Below are 17341 nucleotides of genomic sequence, written 5' to 3'. Positions count from 1 at the left end.
ACACGGGGTCCGCGGCGCGGGGCTCCGGACGCGGGGCTCCGGGCGGGCCGTCACGCCGTGGGCGTGGCGGCCCGCCGTGCTGTTCGGGGCCGGTTCCCGCCGGAGGGGAGTCGGCCGGAGGAGCGGCCCGTCAGGCGGGTGGCCGGTCGGCGGGCGGCGGGGTGTCGGGCTGGGGCCGGCCGGTCGTGGTGGGGGGACGTCCGGTCGCGGGCGGCGCGGTCGTGGCCGGCCCCTGGGTGGGCGGTGTGGTCGGTTTGGGCTGCTCGGTGGGCCGGTCCGTGGTGGGCCGGGCGGTCGGCGAGGACTGTGACGGCTCGGGTTCCCGGGTGGTCGGGGTGATCATGGTCGGCTGGGCGGGTTCGGTGGTGGGCTGCCCGGGTTCCTCCGTCGGCCGGGTGGTGGCGGTGGGCCGCTTGGGAGGGGTGGGCACGGACTGTCCGGGGCCGGTGCCGCCCGCGCCGCCGGTGCCGCCGCTTCCGCCCGTGGTGTCGGCCCCACCGGTCCCACCGGTCCCACCGGTCCGGCCGGGCGCGGTGTCGGCGGAGGGCGACGGCGAGGCCGAGGCGGTGGCGGTGAAGGTGGGGGTCGGGCTGCCGGTGGGCCTGGTGTTGCCGCCGCTGGGCCGGAGGTCGAAGGACTGGACGACGGTGCCGTCCAGGACCTCGCTCATGTAGGCGGTCCAGATCTCGGTGGGGAAGGCGCCGCCGTTGATCCGGGTGTAGCCGGCGGTGCCGGCCAGGGGTTCCTTGGCGTGGGTCTTCGGGTTCTCCCGGAAGAGGCCGACGGTGGTGGCGAGTTCGGGGGTGTACCCGGCGAACCAGGCGGACAGGTTGGAGTCGGTGGTGCCGGTCTTGCCGGCGGCGGGCCGGCCGAGGTCGAGGGCGGCGGCACCGGTGCCGCGCGGGCTGACGACGTCGCGCAGGACGTCGGTGACGGCGTCGGCGGTGCCCCGGTCGACCGCCGTGGTGGGTGCGTGCTCCGGCATCCTGGGGACGTCGACGGAGCCGGAGCCGGCGTTGACGCGTTCGAGGGCGCTCACCGACCAGGGGGTGTACGCCTCGCCGTGGTTGGCGAGGGCGGCGTAGACGCCGGCCAGGTCGAGGGCGCTGGGGGTGGCGGTGCCGAGGGTCATCGAGGTGTTGGCGGGGTCCAGGCCGGGGACGTCGTCGGGGATGCCGAGTCGCAGGGCGGTGTCCCGGACGTGGGCGAGTCCGGCGTCGACGCCTTCCTGCGCGTACACCGAGTTGACGGACTTGACCATGGCCTGGCGCAGGCTGATGGAGCCGTAGTCGATGTCGTCCTCGTTGGGCGGCGCGTACGGGGTGGGGCCGTCGGTGACGGGGCGTTCGCTGGTGCCGTCGTAGTGGGTCTCGGTGGTGATGGGGAGCCCGTCGTCGCTGCTGCGGCCGGAGGTGAGGCCGGCGGCGAGGTCGATGGGCTTGAAGGTGGAGCCGATCTGGTTGTCCTGGCGCAGCGCGTCGTTGTAGGGCTGTTTGGCGTAGTCGGGCCCGCCGTAGGCGGCGACGACGCGGCCGGTCCCGGGTTCGACGGAGGCGCCGGCGACCCGGACGTCGGTGTCGGTGTCGGGTCGGGCGGTGGGGTCGAGCTCGTCGGTGAGCTGTTCCTGGACGGCCCGCGCGAAGGCGTCCTGCTTCTCCTGGTCGAAGGTGGTGGTGATGCGCCAGCCGCCGGCCTTGAGGGTGGGGGTGTCGATGATGCGGTGGGAGATCAGGTAGTTGTCGGCGACGCCGACGAGGTAGCCGGCCTGGCCGCGGAGTCCGCTGGTGGGCTGGGGGTCGACCGGGTCGGGGAAGACGACGGCGGCGCGGTCGACGGCGGTGAGGAAGCCGAGCTGGACCATGCCGTCGAGGGTGTAGTGCCAGCGGGCGACGGCCCTCTCGCGGTTGGCGGGGGTGGCGGTCTTGACGTCGTAGGCGCTGGGTGCCTGGAGCAGGGCGGCGAGGTAGGCGCTCTGGGGGAGGGTGAGCTGGGAGACGTCGACGCCGTAGTAGGCGCGGGCGGCGCTCTGGATGCCGTAGGCGCCGCGGCCGAAGTAGCTGGTGTTGAGGTAGCCGGTGAGGATCTCGTCCTTGTCGCGCTGCTGGTCGACCTTGAGGGCGATGAAGAGTTCGCGGCCCTTGCGTTCGATGGTCTGGGTCTGGGTGAGGTAGTAGTTCTTGACGTACTGCTGGGTGATGGTGGAGCCGCCCTGCATGCCCTTGCCGGTGAGGGTGTTCCAGCCGGCCCGGACCATGCCCTTCAGGTCGATGCCCCGGTTCTGGTAGAAGGTGCGGTCCTCGGCGGAGACGACGGCGTGCCGGGTGTCGACGGGGATCTGTTCGATCGTCACGTCGGTGCGGTTGACGGCTCCGGTGCGGGCGATCTCGGTGACGCCGTCGGCGTAGAGGTAGATGTTGCTCTGGGCGACGGCGTGGGCGTTGGGGTCGGGCACGGGGACGATGACGTAGAGCGCGGCGAAGGCGCCGACGGCGAGCAGCAGGACGGCGGTGAGGGCGCCGAGGATGACCCGCCAGGTGGGCAGGAGCCGCCGCCAGAACGGCAGGGCGCGGCGGGCCTCGCGGCGGGCGGCCCGTCTGGCCTGGCGGCGGGTGCTCAGGGTCATGCCGAGATTATGTGCTATTTGATCGTCGATCAGGTGCTGACCGGGCGTCGGTCGGGTGCCGGAAAAACCGGGTGCGGCGGGTAGTTCGCGGCGGTACGGTGAAAGGTGCAAGCCATATGGCGCACCTGGTTCCGGCGTACGTGTTCCGCGTTCCGGCCCGGTGCGGTTCCGGTCGAGCTCCGCCGCCCGGCCCGGTACCCCCGGGGGACGGTGGTCGGGGCGGGTTCGGCGTGCGCCGGTGCGGTTCGGCACCGCCCTGCGCTCTGATTTGTCGACAAGGAGACAATATGCAGAAGGCTTTTCCCGTGGCGCCCCGCGCCACCCACCCGCCCGATCCCGACGGCACCCCCGCGGGCGGCGCGGCGCGCCTCTACGCGGCGATCGCCCGCGGCGCGTTCCGCCGCTTCTCCACCTACCGCGCCGCCACGCTGGCCGGCGCCTTCACCAACACCGTCTTCGGCTTCATCCTCGCCTACACCTTCCTCGCCCTCTGGCAGGCCCGGCCCGGCCTCGGCGGCTACGACCAGAGCGCCGCCGTCACCTACATCTGGGTCAGCCAGGCGCTGCTGGTCACGGTCGCCGTCTGGGGCGGCGGCTTCCAGGACGACGTCCAGGAGCGGTTCCGCAGCGGCGACATCGCCGTCGACCTGTACCGTCCGGTGGACTTCCAGGGCTGGTGGCTGGCCACGGACCTCGGCCGGGCCGCCTTCCACCTGCTCGCCCGCGGCGTCCCGCCGCTGCTGGCCGGCGCCCTGGTCTTCCACACCCGGATGCCCGAGGCCCCGCTGACCTGGGTGTTCTTCCTGATCTCGGTCCTGCTCGCGGTGGTGGTCAGCTTCGGGCTGAGGTTCCTCGTCTCGCTCACCGGCTTCTGGCTGCACGACTCCGAAGGGGTGCGCGCGGTGATGCTGGTGGTGGCGATGTTCTTCTCCGGGATGCTGCTGCCGATCGGGCTCTTCCCCGGAGTGCTCGGCGAGGTCGCCCCCGTGCTGCCCTGGGCCGCGCTGGTGCAGGTGCCGACCGACGTCTTCCTGGAACGGTCGACCGGTACCGGCCTGCTCGGCGCGTTCGGCTTCCAGCTGGCCTGGGCGCTGGTGCTGCTCGCGGCCGGCCGGCTGTTCCAGCTGCTCGCGACGCGCAAGGTGGTGGTCCAGGGTGGCTGAGCCGACCACGTCCCTCCCGGGCGCCGCGGCCACGGACACCGTGATCCGGGAGGCAGTGACCCGGGGTGCCGACCTCGGCGACGTCACCCGCGACACCCCGGCCGCCCGTACGGCGTGGGCGCTGCGCTCCTGGTGGCTCACCGCCGCCATGTGGACCAAGGCGATCATGTCCTACCGGGCGTCCTTCGTCCTGATGCTCGGCGCCAACGTCGTGGTCACCTTCCTCGACTTCGCCGTGGTGATCCTGATGTTCCGGCACACCGACACGCTCGGCGGCTGGACCCTGGCCGAACTCGGCTTCCTCTACGGCACCTCCACGCTCGCCCTCGGCCTGGCCAACCTGTTCGTCGGCTCCATCGACGCGCTCGGCGAGCGGATCCGGGCCGGCACGCTGGACACCATGCTCGTCCGGCCCGCGCCCGCGCTGGCCCAGCTCTGCGCCGAGCGGTTCTCGCTGCGCCGGCTCGGCCGGCCGCTCCAGGCGGTGGCGGTGCTCGGCTGGGCGGTGGCCGCGCTGGACGTCCACTGGACCTGGGACCGGATCCTGCTGGTGCCCGTCCTGCTGATCTGCGGCACCCTCATCTTCGCGGCCGTCTTCATCGGCTTCGCCAGCCTCCAGTTCTGGTGGGGCGAGGCCAAGGAGCTGCAGAACTCCTTCACCTACGGCGGCGCCACCCTGCTGCACTACCCGCCGACGATCTTCGCCAAGGAGCTCGTCGCCGGTGTCGTCTTCGGCGTGCCGCTGGCGTTCGTCAACTGGCTGCCCGCGTTGCGGATCCTCGACAAGCCCGATCCGCTCGGCCTGCCGACCGCCTTCCAGTTCGCCTCCCCGCTGGCCGCCGCGCTCGGCCTGGCCGCCGCCGGGCTCGCCTGGCGGGCGGGCCTGCGCGCCTACCGCGGCGCCGGCAGCTGAACCAGGCCGCCGGACCGGGCAGTCGATCCCGTCGGCCGAACGCGCCGAACGCGCCGAACGCGCCGTACGCGCCGGGCCCGGCAGCCGAACCCCACCCCCGTTCTGAGGACATCCCATGGCACTGATCGAACTCGACGACGTCCGCCGCACCTTCACCGTCCGCGCCAAGGTCGGCCGGCTCCGGCGGGAGAAGCGCGAGGTGCGCGCCGTCAACGGGCTGAGCTTCACCGTCCGGGCCGGCGAGTGCGTCGGCTACATCGGCCCCAACGGCGCCGGCAAGTCCACCACCATCAAGATGCTCACCGGCATCCTCGTCCCCACCGCCGGGCGGCTGCGCGTCGCCGGCGTCGACCCGGCCCGCGAGCGGGTCGCCCTGGCCCGCCGGATCGGCGTCGTCTTCGGACAGCGCACCACCCTCTGGTGGGACCTCCCGCTGCGCGACTCCTACGAACTCGCCCGCCGGATCTACCGCATCCCCGAGCACCGATATCGGGCCAACCTGGAACGCTGCGTCGAACTGCTCGACCTCGGGGCGCTGCTCGACACCCCCGTCCGGCAGCTCTCGCTCGGCCAGCGGATGCGCGGCGACCTCGCCGCCGCCCTGCTGCACGACCCGCAGGTGCTCTACCTCGACGAGCCCACCATCGGCCTGGACGTGGTCAGCAAGGGCAAGGTCCGCGAGTTCCTCCGCGAGGTCAACCGCGACCGGGGCACCACCGTGCTGCTCACCACCCACGACCTCACCGACATCGAGCAGCTCTGCGACCGGGTCATGGTCATCGACCACGGCCGGGTGGTGTACGACGGCGGGCTGGACGGGCTGCACGCGGCCGGCGAGAGCGAGCGGACCCTGGTGGTCGACCTCGCCGAGGCCCGTCCGCCGATCGAGGTGGCGGGGGCCCGGGTGGTGCGGGTCGAGGGCCCGCGCCAGTGGCTGGCCTTCCCGGCGCAGCAGAGCGCGGCCCCGATCGTCGCCGCCGTGGCCGAGCGGTACCCGCTGGTCGACCTGTCGGTGCGCGAGCCGGCCATCGAGGACGTGATCGCCCGGATGTACGCGGAGGTCGCGATCGGCTGACCGTGACGTGACCGGCCCGTGGGCCTCCCCACGGGCCGGTTCGCGGGGCGGTCACCGGGGGCGGGCGCTCGACCGTACGTTCCGCCGCCCGTGCGCGCGTTCCCCTCCCGTCACCTGTCCGGGTGGCGGTCGTGACTCCGTGCCGCACAGCCGAGTTGACCTTGCATCGCCGGGCGGACCGTGGTCCGCCCGGCGCATGCTCGGCGATTAGCGCACCGGAGGGGCAGCGCCCGATGACCGTACCCGACGTGACCGTGGTGATCGCGGTCTACAACACCATGCCGTACCTGATCGCCTGCCTGGACTCGTTGGTCCGGCAGACCATCGGGCACGTGCGCATGGAGGTGGTCGCGGTCGACGACGGTTCGACGGACGGCGGAGGCGCCGTGCTCGACGACTACGCGGCCCGCCACCCCGGGCTGTTCCAGGTCGTCCACCAGGCCAACTCCGGCGGCCCGGCGGCCCCGACCAACCGGGGTCTGGCGCTGGCCCGCGGCCGGTACGTGCTCTTCCTCGGCGCCGACGACTGGCTCGGCGGCGAGGCGCTGGAGCGGATGGTGGCCGCCGCGGACGACTGGGAGTCGGACGTGCTGATCCCCAAGCAGATCGGGGTCAACGGGCGGCTGGTGCCGCAGGGAATCTTCGGCGGGACCTCCCCCTCGGTCGGCTTCGAGGACTCCGCGCTGGCCTGGGCGCTCGCCGACACCAAGCTCTTCCGGCTGGACCTGATCCGGCGCCACAACCTGGCCCGCAAGGAGGAGCTCAAGGTCTACTCCGACCAGCCCTTCACCCTCGCCGCGTGCCTGCGGGCCCGCCGGATCTCCGTCCTCGCCGACTACGACTACTACTTCCTGGTGCTGCGCGAGGACCGGGGCAACGTCACCCAGCGGGCCGGCGCGCTGGACCGGATCCGCGGCGTCGCGGCGGTGCAGTGGGTGGCGGCCGAGCTCGCTGCCCCCGGCGGCCAGCTGGACGCGATCAAGGCGCGGCACTTCGGCTGGGAGGTTCCGCAGCTGCTGCAGGACGACTTCCTGCGGCTCGACGAGGGGCTGCAGGGCGAGATCTGCGGCGGCGTGGGCGAACTGGTCCGGCAGTTCGGCGCCCGCGAGGTGTACCACCGGATCACCGTCTCCGACCGGCTGCGCCTCGAACTCGCCGCCGCCGGCCGGGTGGACGCGGTCCGCGAGCTGATCGCGTACGAGGCGGAGCACGGCGATCCGCCGGTGGTGGCGGACGGGCGGCAGCGCTACGCCGGGTACCCGGCGTTCCGGGCCGGCGGTCCGGGACTGCCGGACGACCTGTTCCTGCTCGGGGAGGAGTCCGCGCCCGACGAGGCGCCGCAGCTCCGGCTCGTGCAGCAGCTCTGGCGCGGCGCCGTACCGGTCCAGGTGCGCCGCCGTCTTCGCCGCTACCCGGCCTGGCGCCGGTTCGCCGAGTCGGTGGCCGCCCCGGCCGCGGACCGGCCGGAAGGGGGACGGGGATGAGCCCGCTGGACATCCGCCCGACGGCAGGCGTGCCGCTCGACATCTGCGTGGTCGGCCTCGGCAAGCTCGGGCTGCCGCTCGCCGTCCAGTTCGCCGCCATGGGGCACCGGGTGACCGGAGCCGACGTCGCTCCGCCGGTCGTCGAGGCCGTGAACCTGGGCAGGCCCCCGTTCCCCCGCGAGGCGGGGCTGGACGAGGCGCTCAAGCGGGTGGTGGCCGAGGGTCGGCTGTCCGCCACCACCGACACCACCGCCGCGGTCGCCCGGTCGGAGGCCGTCGTCCTGGTGGTCCCGCTGGTCACCACCGCCGAGGGTGAGCCGGACTTCATGCTGCTGGACGCGGCCACGGACGCCGTCGCCGCCGGGCTGCGCCGGGGCACCCTGGTCAGCTACGAGACCACCCTGCCGGTGGGCGTGACCCGGGGCCGCTGGGCGCCGCGCCTGGCCGCCGGATCGGGGCTGGTCCCGGGTCGGGACTTCGCGCTGGTGTTCAGCCCCGAGCGGGTCCGCACCGGCCGGGTCTTCGCGGACCTGCGCCGCTACCCCAAGCTGGTCGGCGGGATCGACCCGGCCGCCACCCGGCGCGGCGCCGAGTTCTACCGGGCGGTGCTGGACTTCGACCCGCGCCCCGACCTGGCCCGGCCCAACGGCGTCTGGGAGCTGGAGTCGGCCGAGGCCGCCGAGTTCGCCAAGCTCGCCGAGACGACCTACCGGGACGTCAACATCGCGCTCGCCAACCAGTTCGCCCGGTACGCGGACCGGGTCGGGGTGGACTTCGCGGCCGTCGCCGACGCCTGCAACTCCCAGCCGTTCAGCCATCTGCACCGGCCGGGTGTCGCGGTCGGCGGGCACTGCATCCCGGTGTACCCGCGGCTCTACCTGTGGAACGACCCCTCGGCGACGGTGGTCCGGGCGGCGCGGGCGGCCAATCTGGAGATGCCGGAGTACGCGGTCGGCGTGCTGGACGGCGCGCTGGCCGCGGGTGGGGGTGCGGGCGCGCGGCCGGGCGGCGGCGCGGCGCCGGGCGTCGGCGGGGTGGCCGGACAGGGGGTGCTGGTGCTCGGCGCGGCGTACCGGGGCGGCGTCAAGGAGACGGCGTACTCGGGGGTGTTCCCGCTGGTCGAGGCGTTGCGGGCGGCCGGCGCCCACCCGTACGTGTCCGATCCGCTGTACCGGGCGGAGGAGCTGGCCGCGCTCGGTCTGCCTCCCCACGAGGGCGAACCGGTGGTGGCGGCGGTGCTCCAGGCCGACCACCCCGAGTACCGCGAGCTGGCGCCCGCCGACCTGCCGGGCGTCCGGGTGCTGCTGGACGGGCGGCGGTGCACCGATCCGGACCGGTGGGCCGTGGGCGGAGTGCGCCGGATCGTCCTCGGGGGCGCGTGACGAGCTCCCGAGCAGGGGGGTCGCACCACGGACCCGGCGCACGTTTACCGGGCACGCCGTCCGCTCGCGCCGGGTAACGGGCAGACTGGCGGGGTGAGCGACGAAGCCTTGAGCGGGACGGGCCCCGGGGTCCGGTTCACCGCGGCCGACGAAGAGAAGACACGCGGCGTCCGCCGGATGAAGACCATCGCGACCGGCCTGCTGGCCTTCGCGACCCTGGTCTTCGCCCTGGCGACCTGGGCGGAGTCGGCCGGCGCCGGCGCCTGGGCCGGGTACGTGGCGGCCGCCGCCGAGGCGGGCATGGTCGGCGCGCTGGCCGACTGGTTCGCCGTGACCGCGCTGTTCCGGCGGCCGTTCGGCCTGCCGATCCCGCACACCGCGATCATCCCGACCAAGAAGGACGCGTTCGGCCGCTCGCTCGGCGACTTCGTCGGAGAGAACTTCCTCTCCGGCCAGGTCGTGCGCGGCCGGCTCGCGGCGCTCGGCATCGCCCGCCGGCTCGGGGAGTGGCTGGCCGCCCCCGGCAGCGCCGAGCGGGTCACCAAGGAGGCCTCGGCGGCGCTGCGCGGCGTGCTCGCGGTGCTCCGCGACGACGACGTGCAGGCGGTCGTCGCCGAGGCGGTGACCAGACGCGCGGCGGCCACCTCGGTCGCCGAGCCCGCCGGCCGGATGCTCGGCAAGGTGGTCGCGGACGGCGGGCACCACGGGGTGGTCGACCTGATCGCGGTCCGGGCGCACGACTGGCTGGCCGAGAACCACGCCGAGGTGGTCGACCGGGTGACCCAGAAGACCCCCGGCTGGACGCCGAAGTTCATCGACCATCAGGTCGGCGAGCGGGTCTACAAGGAGCTGATGCGGTTCGTCACCGACATCCGGGACGACCAGGAGCATCCGGCGCGCGGCGCGATCGACAACTTCCTCGCCGACTTCGCCACCGAGCTGCAGACCGACCCGGAGACCATCGCCCGGGTCGAGCGGGCCAAGGCCGACCTGCTGGCCCGCCCCGAGGTCCAGGACCTGATCGCCTCCACCTGGGCCGCCGTCCGCTCGCTGGTGATGAACGCCGCCGAGGACGAGGAGAGCGAGCTGCGCCGGCGCATCCGCGAGGGCGTGCGGACCTTCGGTGCGCGCCTCGCGACGGACGCGAAGCTCCAGGCCAAGGTGGACGGCTGGCTCCAGGACGCCGCCCAGTACCTGGTCGACACCTACCGGACCGAGATCACGTCGATCATCTCCGAGACGGTGGCGGGCTGGGACGCGGACGACGCCTCCCGCAAGATCGAGGCGAACGTCGGCCGGGACCTCCAGTTCATCCGGATCAACGGCACGGTGGTCGGCGCCCTGGCCGGCCTGGTGATCCACACGGCCGCGGTGGCCCTCGGCGGGTGAGCCGGGCGCGGCGTCCGACGGCGCGCGGGGTGGCGGGGCGGCTCGCCGTCGCCCGGGCGGGCCGGCCGCCGCGCCCCGCCGGGCCCGGCGGGGGAAGCCTGCCGGGCACCCGCCGCGGTGCTCTGCCTATCCTTGCGTGCACCGCTTGATACACGCGTAGAGGAAGAAGGGCACCACCGTGGTCCAGCCGGACGGAAGTCGGATCGGAACCCCCAGCAACACGGGCGGAGGACGCTCGATCGAAGCGTTCATCGCCGGAATGCCCAAGGCGGAGCTGCACGTCCACCACGTCGGGTCGGCCTCGCCGCGCGTGGTCGCCGAGCTGGCCGCCCGCCACCGCGGCCAGGCGAAGGTGCCGACCGACCCCGAGGCCCTCGCCGAGTACTTCACCTTCACCGACTTCGCGCACTTCATCGAGGTCTACCTGAGCGTCGTGGACCTGATCCGCGACGCCGAGGACGTCCGCGCCCTGACCTACGGCGTCGCCGAGGACATGGCCCGGCAGAACATCCGGTACGCCGAGCTGACCGTCACCCCGTACTCCTCGGTCAGCCGGGGCATCCCCGACGTCGCCTTCATGGAGGCCATCGAGGACGCCCGGGTGCGCGCCGAGAAGGACCTCGGCGTGGTGCTCCGCTGGTGCTTCGACATCCCCGGCGAGGCCGGTCTGGCCGCCGCCGAGGAGACCGCCCGGCTCGCCGTCGACCTGGCCCCCGAGGGCCTGGTCAGCTTCGGCCTCGGCGGCCCGGAGATCGGGGTGCCGCGCCCGCAGTTCAAGCCGTACTTCGACCGGGCGCGCGCGGCCGGCCTGCGCAGCGTCCCGCACGCGGGGGAGACCACCGGTCCGGAGACGGTGTGGGACGCGCTGCGGGAGCTCGGCGCCGAGCGGATCGGCCACGGCACCCAGGCGGTCGGGGACCAGGCGCTGCTCGACCACCTCGGCGAGCACCGGATCGCGCTGGAGGTCTGCCCGACCTCCAACATCGCCACCCGGGCGGTGGCGCGGATCGAGGAGCACCCGATCAGGCGGATGGTCGACGCGGGCCTGCTGGTCACCGTCAACAGCGACGACCCGCCGATGTTCGGCACCGACCTGAACACGGAGTACGCGGTGGCGGCCCGGCTGCTCGGACTGGACGAGGGCGGGGTCGCCGGGCTGGCGCGGAACGCGGTGGAGGCCTCCTTCCTGGACCCGGCCGGCAAGGCCCGGCTGACCGGTGAGATCGACTCCTACCTCGCAGGCTGGCGCCGGGGCTGACCCGCGCGCCCCCGCTCTCCGAGGCCCCGCCGGCGACCCGCCGGCGGGGCCTTCCGCGTCGTCACCCTCCCCGGTGGACGGTGAATGGTGCCACGGAGTGGCGCCAAAACACCTCGACATGGCGCCATCGATGTGCCATTCTCGTGCCATGGACCTCACGCCGTACGTCGACGACCTCCGGCGCGAGCTCGCCGCCGCCGCGGGTGCGGGCGGGGACGAAGCCCGGGCTCTGGCCGAGCGCCTGACCCTGCCGCTGGAGTCGGCCGCCCGGCTCACCCTGCTCCACGCCCTCTCCGCCGCCATGGGGGAGGTCACCCGGGAGCTGGCGCCGGGCTCGGTGGACGTCCGGCTGCGCGGACTGGACCCGGAGTTCGTCGTGACGGCGCCGTCGGCGGCGGAGCCCTTCCACGGGCCCGGGCCGGAGGGGCCGCTTCCGCCCGTGCCGCCGGCCGTCGCGGCCGGGGGTCCGTCCGGCGCCGCGGCGCCGGATCCGGCAGACGACGCCGGCACCGCCCGGATCAACTTCCGGCTCCCGGCCCACCTCAAGGCCCGGGTGGAGGAGGCCGCCGGACAGGAGGCCCTCTCGGTCAACGCCTGGCTGGTGCGGGCCGTCGCCGCCGCGCTGGAGCCGGGGCGGCCGGCCCGGCCCGAGGGGCAGAGCCGGCGCGACACCGGCCAGGCCTTCACCGGCTGGGTCCGCTAGCCGCCGGCCGCCAACCGCGGGCCGCCGGCGGTCCGTCACCCACCACCGGTCCACCCGCCGTCACCCGTCACCCGTCACCCACCATCCATCACCCGCCGCCCGCCGCCCGTCACCGGTCCACGCGTCGCCGTCGCCCGGTGCTGCCCGGTGCTGCCCGGTGCCGGCGTCGAGTCGGCCCGCAGCGTCGTCCGGACCGTCGAACCGGTCCGTGACCGGGTCGCCCCGCCGGACCGCCGTGGGCGACCGCACGATCCGACCGTCCCTGACCCGCCGCCACCGTCCCTGATGCGGAGAGAGCGTGACCGCCATGCCCTTAACGTCCACCGAGTCCGCGCCGCCCCCCGCGATCGCCGCGGTCGGCCTGACCAAGGCCTACGGAGGGAGGACCGTCCTCGACGGCATCGACCTGACCGTGCCGGAGGGCACCGTGTTCGCCCTGCTCGGGCCGAACGGCGCCGGCAAGACCACCGTGGTGGAGATCCTCTCCACCCTCGTCCCGGCCGACGCCGGGGCCGTCCGGGTGGCCGGCCACGACCTGGTCCGGGAGTCCGACGGGGTCCGCGCCGCGATCGGTGTCACCGGCCAGTTCTCGGCGGTGGACAACCTGCTCACGGCCGAGGAGAACCTGCTGCTGATGGCCGACCTGCACCACCTCCGCCGTCGGGAGGGGCGGGGGCGGGCGGCCGGGCTGTTGCGGCGCTTCGACCTCACGGAGGTGGCCGGGAAGCCGGTCGCCACCTTCTCCGGCGGCATGCGCCGCAAGCTCGACCTCGCCATGACCCTGGTCGGCGACCCCCGGATCATCTTCCTCGACGAGCCGACCACCGGGCTCGACCCGCGCAGTCGCCGGACCATGTGGGAGCTGATCGAGGGGCTGGTCCAGGAGCAGGGGGTCACCGTCCTCCTGACCACCCAGTACCTGGAGGAGGCCGACCGGCTCGCCGGTCGGATCGCCCTCCTCGACGGCGGTCGGATCGTCGCCGAGGGCACCGCCGAGGAGCTCAAGCGGCGCATCCCCGGCGGCCACCTGCGCCTGCGCTTCGCGGCCCCGTCCGACCTCAGGGCGGCAGCGGCCCTGTTCGACTACGCCAGCCCCGACGCCGAGGCGCTCACGCTCTCGATCCCCGGTGACAACTCGGTCGTCACGGTGAAGGCCGTCCTCGACATCCTGGACAGCGCCTCCGTCCGCGCCGAGTCGCTCACCGTCCACACCCCCGACCTCGACGACGTCTTCCTCACCCTCACCGCGGAGGGCGCCCGATGAGCACGACCTCCTACGCCGTCAGCGACTCCCTGACGATGCTGCGGCGCAACCTCAAGCACGCGCGGCGGTACCCGTCGCTGACCTTCGCGGTCGTGCTGATGCCGGTGATGATGCTGCTGCTCTTCAACTACGCCTACGGCGGTGCGCTGGGCGTCGGCATCGGCGGCGGCGAGTACATCGACTACGTGACGCCCGGCATCGTGCTGATGGCGGCGACGTCCGGGGCGCTGGTGACGGCGGTCGGCGTCTGTGTCGACAAGACCGAGGGCATCGTCAACCGGTTCCGGACGATGGCGATCTCGCGGGCGGCGTTCCTGACCGGGCACGTGGTCGGCAGCCTGATCCAGACCGTGCTGGGCCTGCTGCTCGTCCTCGCCGCCGCCTTCGCGATGGGCTTCCGGCCCGACGCCACCCCGGTGGAGTGGCTGGCCGCGGGCGGACTGCTGGTCTTCGTCATCCTCGCCCTGACCTGGTTGGCGGCCGGGATCGGTCTGGTCGCCAAGACGCCCGAGAGCGCGAGCAACCTGCCGATGCCGCTCCAGTTCCTGCCTTTCGTGGGCAGCGCCATCGTCCCGCCGGAGTCGATGCCCGCGGCCCTGCGGTGGTTCGCCGAGTACCAGCCGTTCACCCCGGTCATCGAGACCCTGAGGGGTCTGCTGATGGGTACCGCCATCGGTGCGAGCGCGCTCGTGGCCCTGGCCTGGTGCGTCGCCCTCACCGGGGTCGGCTACCTCTGGGCGCGCGCCACCTTCCGCCGGCCGCCGAGGCGGTAGCGCGGCCCCGGCGGTGCCCGGCCGGGGCCGGAGCGGCCGGGTCGGGAGCGGCCGGGCCCGGTGCCGCTTCGCCGGCGGGCCGGCCCGGGCGTCAGCGCGGGAGGCGGAGGGCGAGTCCGTCGAGGATGATCTCCAGGCCGTAGTCGAACTTGGCGTCGCGCATCTCGGTGGGGTCCGTGATGGCGGCGGTGGCCGCGGCGGCGGCGTAGGAGTCGGAGAGGAGGTCGTGGCCGGCCACGGCCTTCTGGGCGGTGGGCATCAGCCGGGCGACGAACTCGGCCTCGCTCTCGCCGCTGCGGGCCACCGCGGTCAGCCAGGCGGCCTCGGTGGTGCTCATGCCGATGACGTAGGCGAGGACGGTGTCCAGGCCGCGCGAGGCGTCGGGGAAGCCGGCCGAGGTGAAGAGCTCGGCGAGCCGTTCGGAGACGGCGACCAGGTTGGGGCCGAGGTAGGCGAGTCCGGCCTGGCCCAGGACGGACGCCAGCCAGCGGTGGCGCAGCGTGGCGGACCGGAAGGACCCGCAGGTCTCGATGACGGCGGCCCGCCATTCGGCGGGGTCGGTGGCCGGCACGGTGATCTCGCCGAAGACCTCGTCCACGGCGAGTTCCATCAGCTCGTCCTTGGTGGCGACGTGCCGGTAGAGGGAGGTCGCGCCCGCGTTGAGGCGGGCGCCGAGCTTGCGCATGGAGAGCGCCTCGATGCCGTCGGCGTCCAGCATGGTGATCGCCTCGCGGACGATCACGGCTCGGCTGAGCGCCGGCTGTTCGGGTTCGCGCTGCTGGCGGGCCCATACGGACGGGATCGGATTCGTCTTCGCGGCCATCGGCCGGTCCTCCCTCGGTGGGTCGGCGAGTTGTCCCTGCGTACACCGTGCGCATTCAGCGTACAGGGTTCGAACACTGCACACGGCGTTCGCAATTGCGCACGGCGTTAAAGGGTTGCGCACACCGTTCCATAATGCGTACAGTGTGCGCAACGGCGGAACAATGTACGCACCTCGGAGGGGAACATCCATGGAAGCCCGCAACCCACGTCGCTGGTGGATCCTGATCGTGCTGTGCCTCAGCACGCTCGTCCTGGTGGTCGACAGCATGGCGCTGACGGTGGCGGTGCCGTCGATGACCGAGGACCTGAAGGCCACCGCGCAGGACACGCAGTGGATCCTCGACTCCTACATCCTGGTCTTCGCGGGCCTGCTGCTGACCTCCGGAAGCCTGGGGGACCGGTTCGGCAGGCGGAAGGTGATGATCATCGGACTGCTGCTCTTCGGAGCGGCGTCGCTGGCGGCGACGCTCTGCAGCAACCCGGGTGAGGTCATCGCGAGCCGGGTGGCCATGGGTGTGGGTGGCGCGCTGATCATGCCGTCGACGCTGTCGATCCTGATCACGGTGTTCGAGGAGGACGAGCGCGGCAAGGCGATGGCGGCCTGGGGTTCCGTCTCCATGCTGGGCCTGGTCGGTAGCCCGGTGCTCGGTGGCGTGCTGATCGACCACTTCTCGTGGCACTCGATCTTCTTCATCAACGTGCCCGTCGTCGTGCTCGCCATCACCGCCGCGCTGGTCCTGATGCCGGAGTCCAGGGGCCCGTGGCAGAAGCCGGACCCGCTGGGCGCGGTGCTGTCGGCGGTCGGCATGACCGCGATGATCTGGTGGATCATCGAGATCCCGAAGCACGGCGCGTTCGGCGGCACCTCGCTGGTGACCCTCGCGGTCGCGGTCCTGGCGCTCGGCGGGTTCGTGGTCTGGCAGAACGTGGCGGCGGAGCCGATGGTGCCGCTGATGCTCTTCAAGAAGCGCAACTTCAGTGGTGGTTCGCTCTCCCTGACGCTGGTCCAGATCGGCAACGGCGGTCTGCTGCTGGTCCTCACCCAGTACCTCCAGTTCGTGCTGGACTACTCGCCGGTCAAGGCGGGCCTGGCCTTCGTGCCGATGGCGATCGCGGCCCTGGTCGGCAACGGCCTGGGCGCCGGTCTGGCGGCGAAGATCGGCAACCGGATGCTGGTGCTGGTCGGCATGCTGATGATGGCCGGGGCGTTCGTCCTGTTCAGCACGGTGGACGCGGCGACCGGGTTCGCCGTCCCGGCGACCGCCCTGGGGATCCTGGGATTCGGCGCCGGTCTGGCGATGCCGGCCGCGGTCGGTGCGTTGATGGGCGAGATCCCGGCGGACAAGGCGGGCGTCGGCTCCGCGCTGAACGACACCATCCAGCAGGCGGGTACGGCGCTGGGCATCGCGATCCTCGGGTCGATGCTGGCCAGCGGCTACGCGGACAGGATGCCGAAGGGCTCCTCGGAGCAGGCGAAGCAGTCGATCGTCGGCGCCCTGGCCGAGGCCAAGGGGGACGCGGGCCTGGCGCACGCCGCCCGGGAGGCCTTCACCTCCGCCATGTCGACCACCTTCACGGTGAGCGCGGTGGGCGTGCTGGCGGCGGCCCTGGTGGCGACGATCGTGATGCGGGACAAGAAGACGGCCGAGCAGGCTCCGGCGGAGGACGCGGCCGAGCTGGCGGCCTGACCCCGCAGGAACCCGGGCCCGCAGGAACCCGGGCCCGCAGGAACCCGGAAACGCAGGACGAAGGCCGAGGGCCGGCACCCGGAAGATCGGGTGACCGGCCCTCGGCCTTCTCCGTGCGGTGGTGCCGGGTCAGTTGACCGTGAGGTAGTCGACCCGGTCGTTCCAGCTGCCGCCGTAGGGGTAGCCCTGGGCGGAGAGGTCGTAGCAGCCCCATCCGAGGTAGAGCGACGGGTCCGGCTGGAGGGCGCGGTCGTCGTAGAGGGTCGCGCCGCTCGCGTTGTAGGCGCAGGCGGAGCTGGCCCGGTCCCGGAAACCCCAGTCGGACAGGTACTTGGTGCCGAACTGCGACCAGCGCAGGGCGGCACCCGTGTAGTTGGAGTGCTCCCAGATGCAGACCCAGCCCGAGGAGCAGTCCGCGTCGGTCAGTGAGGCTCCGGCGGCAGGCGCCTTCCGCGAGGTCTGGGCCGAAGCGGGATCGATGGTGGCGAGTGCCTGGTCGGCCTCGGCGATGCTGTCGTGGCAGTAGACGGCACCACCGGTCACCTCGGTGCAGACGCGGGCGCCGCCCCAACCCTGGGAAAGGTCGATCTTCTTGCCTCTATAGGTGGCGATCACGGGCTTGGACGGCCTTGCGTCCGTCGGATCCGCGGACTGCCTGACGTCGGTGGCCTGCGCAGACGCGTCTGCGGGTGCGGCCACGGCCGTCGGAGCCGCCAGCGCGAGTGCGCCGGCGACCGTGGTGACGGCAGCGAGCGTGCGGAATGTACGCACGGTCAACTTCCCCCCTGCTCGGTTGTGTCG

14 protein-coding genes are annotated in these 17341 nt (G+C 73.4%); 11 read left to right on the top strand and 3 right to left on the bottom strand.

Annotated features, from left to right (window positions below; all coding sequences use genetic code 11):
* Positions 1–130: 130 nt before the first annotated feature.
* Complete coding sequence (locus tag ACFWIC_RS11485; RefSeq protein ID WP_380517923.1) at positions 131–2623, bottom strand: transglycosylase domain-containing protein; 2493 nt, start codon at positions 2621–2623, stop codon at positions 131–133.
* Positions 2624–2910: 287 nt separating this feature from the next.
* Between ACFWIC_RS11485 and ACFWIC_RS11480 the strand changes: the two genes are divergently transcribed.
* The 10 genes from ACFWIC_RS11480 (at position 2911) to ACFWIC_RS11435 (ending at position 14027) form a co-directional block, all read left to right on the top strand.
* The gene (locus ACFWIC_RS11480; RefSeq protein ID WP_380517920.1) at positions 2911–3786 is read left to right on the top strand and encodes an ABC transporter permease; all 876 of its coding nucleotides are present in this window, start codon (positions 2911–2913) and stop codon (positions 3784–3786) included.
* Between the two features lie 148 nt (positions 3787–3934).
* The gene (locus ACFWIC_RS11475) at positions 3935–4699 is read left to right on the top strand and encodes an ABC transporter permease (protein ID WP_380358534.1); all 765 of its coding nucleotides are present in this window, start codon (positions 3935–3937) and stop codon (positions 4697–4699) included.
* 115 nt (positions 4700–4814) lie between these two features.
* Positions 4815–5774: an ATP-binding cassette domain-containing protein gene (locus ACFWIC_RS11470; protein WP_380517918.1), complete on the top strand. Its 960-nt coding sequence runs from the start codon at positions 4815–4817 to the stop codon at positions 5772–5774.
* A gap of 233 nt (positions 5775–6007) precedes the next feature.
* Positions 6008–7258 carry a glycosyltransferase family 2 protein gene (locus tag ACFWIC_RS11465; RefSeq protein WP_380517916.1) on the top strand — a complete coding sequence of 417 codons (1251 nt, stop codon included), beginning with the start codon at positions 6008–6010 and terminating at the stop codon, positions 7256–7258.
* Positions 7255–8640: a nucleotide sugar dehydrogenase gene (locus tag ACFWIC_RS11460; protein WP_380517913.1), complete on the top strand. Its 1386-nt coding sequence runs from the start codon at positions 7255–7257 to the stop codon at positions 8638–8640. The genes ACFWIC_RS11465 and ACFWIC_RS11460 overlap by 4 nt, the downstream gene beginning before the upstream one ends.
* 93 nt (positions 8641–8733) lie before the next feature.
* Positions 8734–10029, top strand: a complete 1296-nt coding sequence (locus ACFWIC_RS11455; protein WP_329952470.1) for a DUF445 domain-containing protein — start codon at positions 8734–8736, stop codon at positions 10027–10029.
* A gap of 238 nt (positions 10030–10267) precedes the next feature.
* Complete coding sequence (locus tag ACFWIC_RS11450; protein ID WP_329883754.1) at positions 10268–11287, top strand: adenosine deaminase; 1020 nt, start codon at positions 10268–10270, stop codon at positions 11285–11287.
* A 148-nt stretch (positions 11288–11435) separates the two neighbouring features.
* Positions 11436–11990, top strand: a complete 555-nt coding sequence (locus ACFWIC_RS11445; RefSeq protein WP_380358487.1) for a hypothetical protein — start codon at positions 11436–11438, stop codon at positions 11988–11990.
* A gap of 307 nt (positions 11991–12297) precedes the next feature.
* Positions 12298–13254, top strand: coding sequence for an ATP-binding cassette domain-containing protein (locus tag ACFWIC_RS11440; RefSeq protein ID WP_329883755.1), 957 nt, complete (start codon positions 12298–12300; stop codon positions 13252–13254).
* Positions 13251–14027 carry an ABC transporter permease gene (locus tag ACFWIC_RS11435; protein ID WP_329952468.1) on the top strand — a complete coding sequence of 259 codons (777 nt, stop codon included), beginning with the start codon at positions 13251–13253 and terminating at the stop codon, positions 14025–14027. The genes ACFWIC_RS11440 and ACFWIC_RS11435 overlap by 4 nt, the downstream gene beginning before the upstream one ends.
* A gap of 91 nt (positions 14028–14118) precedes the next feature.
* Here the strand turns inward: ACFWIC_RS11435 and ACFWIC_RS11430 are convergent, their stop codons facing one another.
* Complete coding sequence (locus tag ACFWIC_RS11430; protein WP_329883652.1) at positions 14119–14850, bottom strand: TetR/AcrR family transcriptional regulator C-terminal domain-containing protein; 732 nt, start codon at positions 14848–14850, stop codon at positions 14119–14121.
* A gap of 190 nt (positions 14851–15040) precedes the next feature.
* On the opposite strand from ACFWIC_RS11430, the gene ACFWIC_RS11425 reads away from it, so the two are divergent.
* Complete coding sequence (locus ACFWIC_RS11425; protein ID WP_380358491.1) at positions 15041–16540, top strand: MFS transporter; 1500 nt, start codon at positions 15041–15043, stop codon at positions 16538–16540.
* Positions 16541–16669: 129 nt separating this feature from the next.
* Here the strand turns inward: ACFWIC_RS11425 and ACFWIC_RS11420 are convergent, their stop codons facing one another.
* Positions 16670–17311: a peptidase inhibitor family I36 protein gene (locus ACFWIC_RS11420; protein ID WP_329883654.1), complete on the bottom strand. Its 642-nt coding sequence runs from the start codon at positions 17309–17311 to the stop codon at positions 16670–16672.
* Between the last annotated feature and the right edge of the window lie 30 nt (positions 17312–17341).

Source organism: Kitasatospora sp. NPDC127035 (genome assembly GCF_042726075.1).
Classification (GTDB): Bacteria; Actinomycetota; Actinomycetes; order Streptomycetales; family Streptomycetaceae; genus Kitasatospora.
Note: the sequence above shows the minus strand (reverse complement) of the source record. Positions and strands in the feature narration are given on the sequence as shown.

What these genes read in the sequence shown, in the direction of transcription:
- ACFWIC_RS11485 (WP_380517923.1), bottom strand. Translation starts at nt 2,623, where the DNA reads ATGACCCTGAGCACCCGCCGCCAGGCCAGACGGGCCGCCCGCCGCGAG.
- ACFWIC_RS11480 (WP_380517920.1), top strand. Translation starts at nt 2,911, where the DNA reads ATGCAGAAGGCTTTTCCCGTGGCGCCCCGCGCCACCCACCCGCCCGAT.
- ACFWIC_RS11475 (WP_380358534.1), top strand. Translation starts at nt 3,935, where the DNA reads ATGTGGACCAAGGCGATCATGTCCTACCGGGCGTCCTTCGTCCTGATG.
- ACFWIC_RS11470 (WP_380517918.1), top strand. Translation starts at nt 4,815, where the DNA reads ATGGCACTGATCGAACTCGACGACGTCCGCCGCACCTTCACCGTCCGC.
- ACFWIC_RS11465 (WP_380517916.1), top strand. Translation starts at nt 6,008, where the DNA reads ATGACCGTACCCGACGTGACCGTGGTGATCGCGGTCTACAACACCATG.
- ACFWIC_RS11460 (WP_380517913.1), top strand. Translation starts at nt 7,255, where the DNA reads ATGAGCCCGCTGGACATCCGCCCGACGGCAGGCGTGCCGCTCGACATC.
- ACFWIC_RS11445 (WP_380358487.1), top strand. Translation starts at nt 11,436, where the DNA reads ATGGACCTCACGCCGTACGTCGACGACCTCCGGCGCGAGCTCGCCGCC.
- ACFWIC_RS11440 (WP_329883755.1), top strand. Translation starts at nt 12,298, where the DNA reads ATGCCCTTAACGTCCACCGAGTCCGCGCCGCCCCCCGCGATCGCCGCG.
- ACFWIC_RS11435 (WP_329952468.1), top strand. Translation starts at nt 13,251, where the DNA reads ATGAGCACGACCTCCTACGCCGTCAGCGACTCCCTGACGATGCTGCGG.
- ACFWIC_RS11430 (WP_329883652.1), bottom strand. Translation starts at nt 14,850, where the DNA reads ATGGCCGCGAAGACGAATCCGATCCCGTCCGTATGGGCCCGCCAGCAG.
- ACFWIC_RS11425 (WP_380358491.1), top strand. Translation starts at nt 15,041, where the DNA reads ATGGAAGCCCGCAACCCACGTCGCTGGTGGATCCTGATCGTGCTGTGC.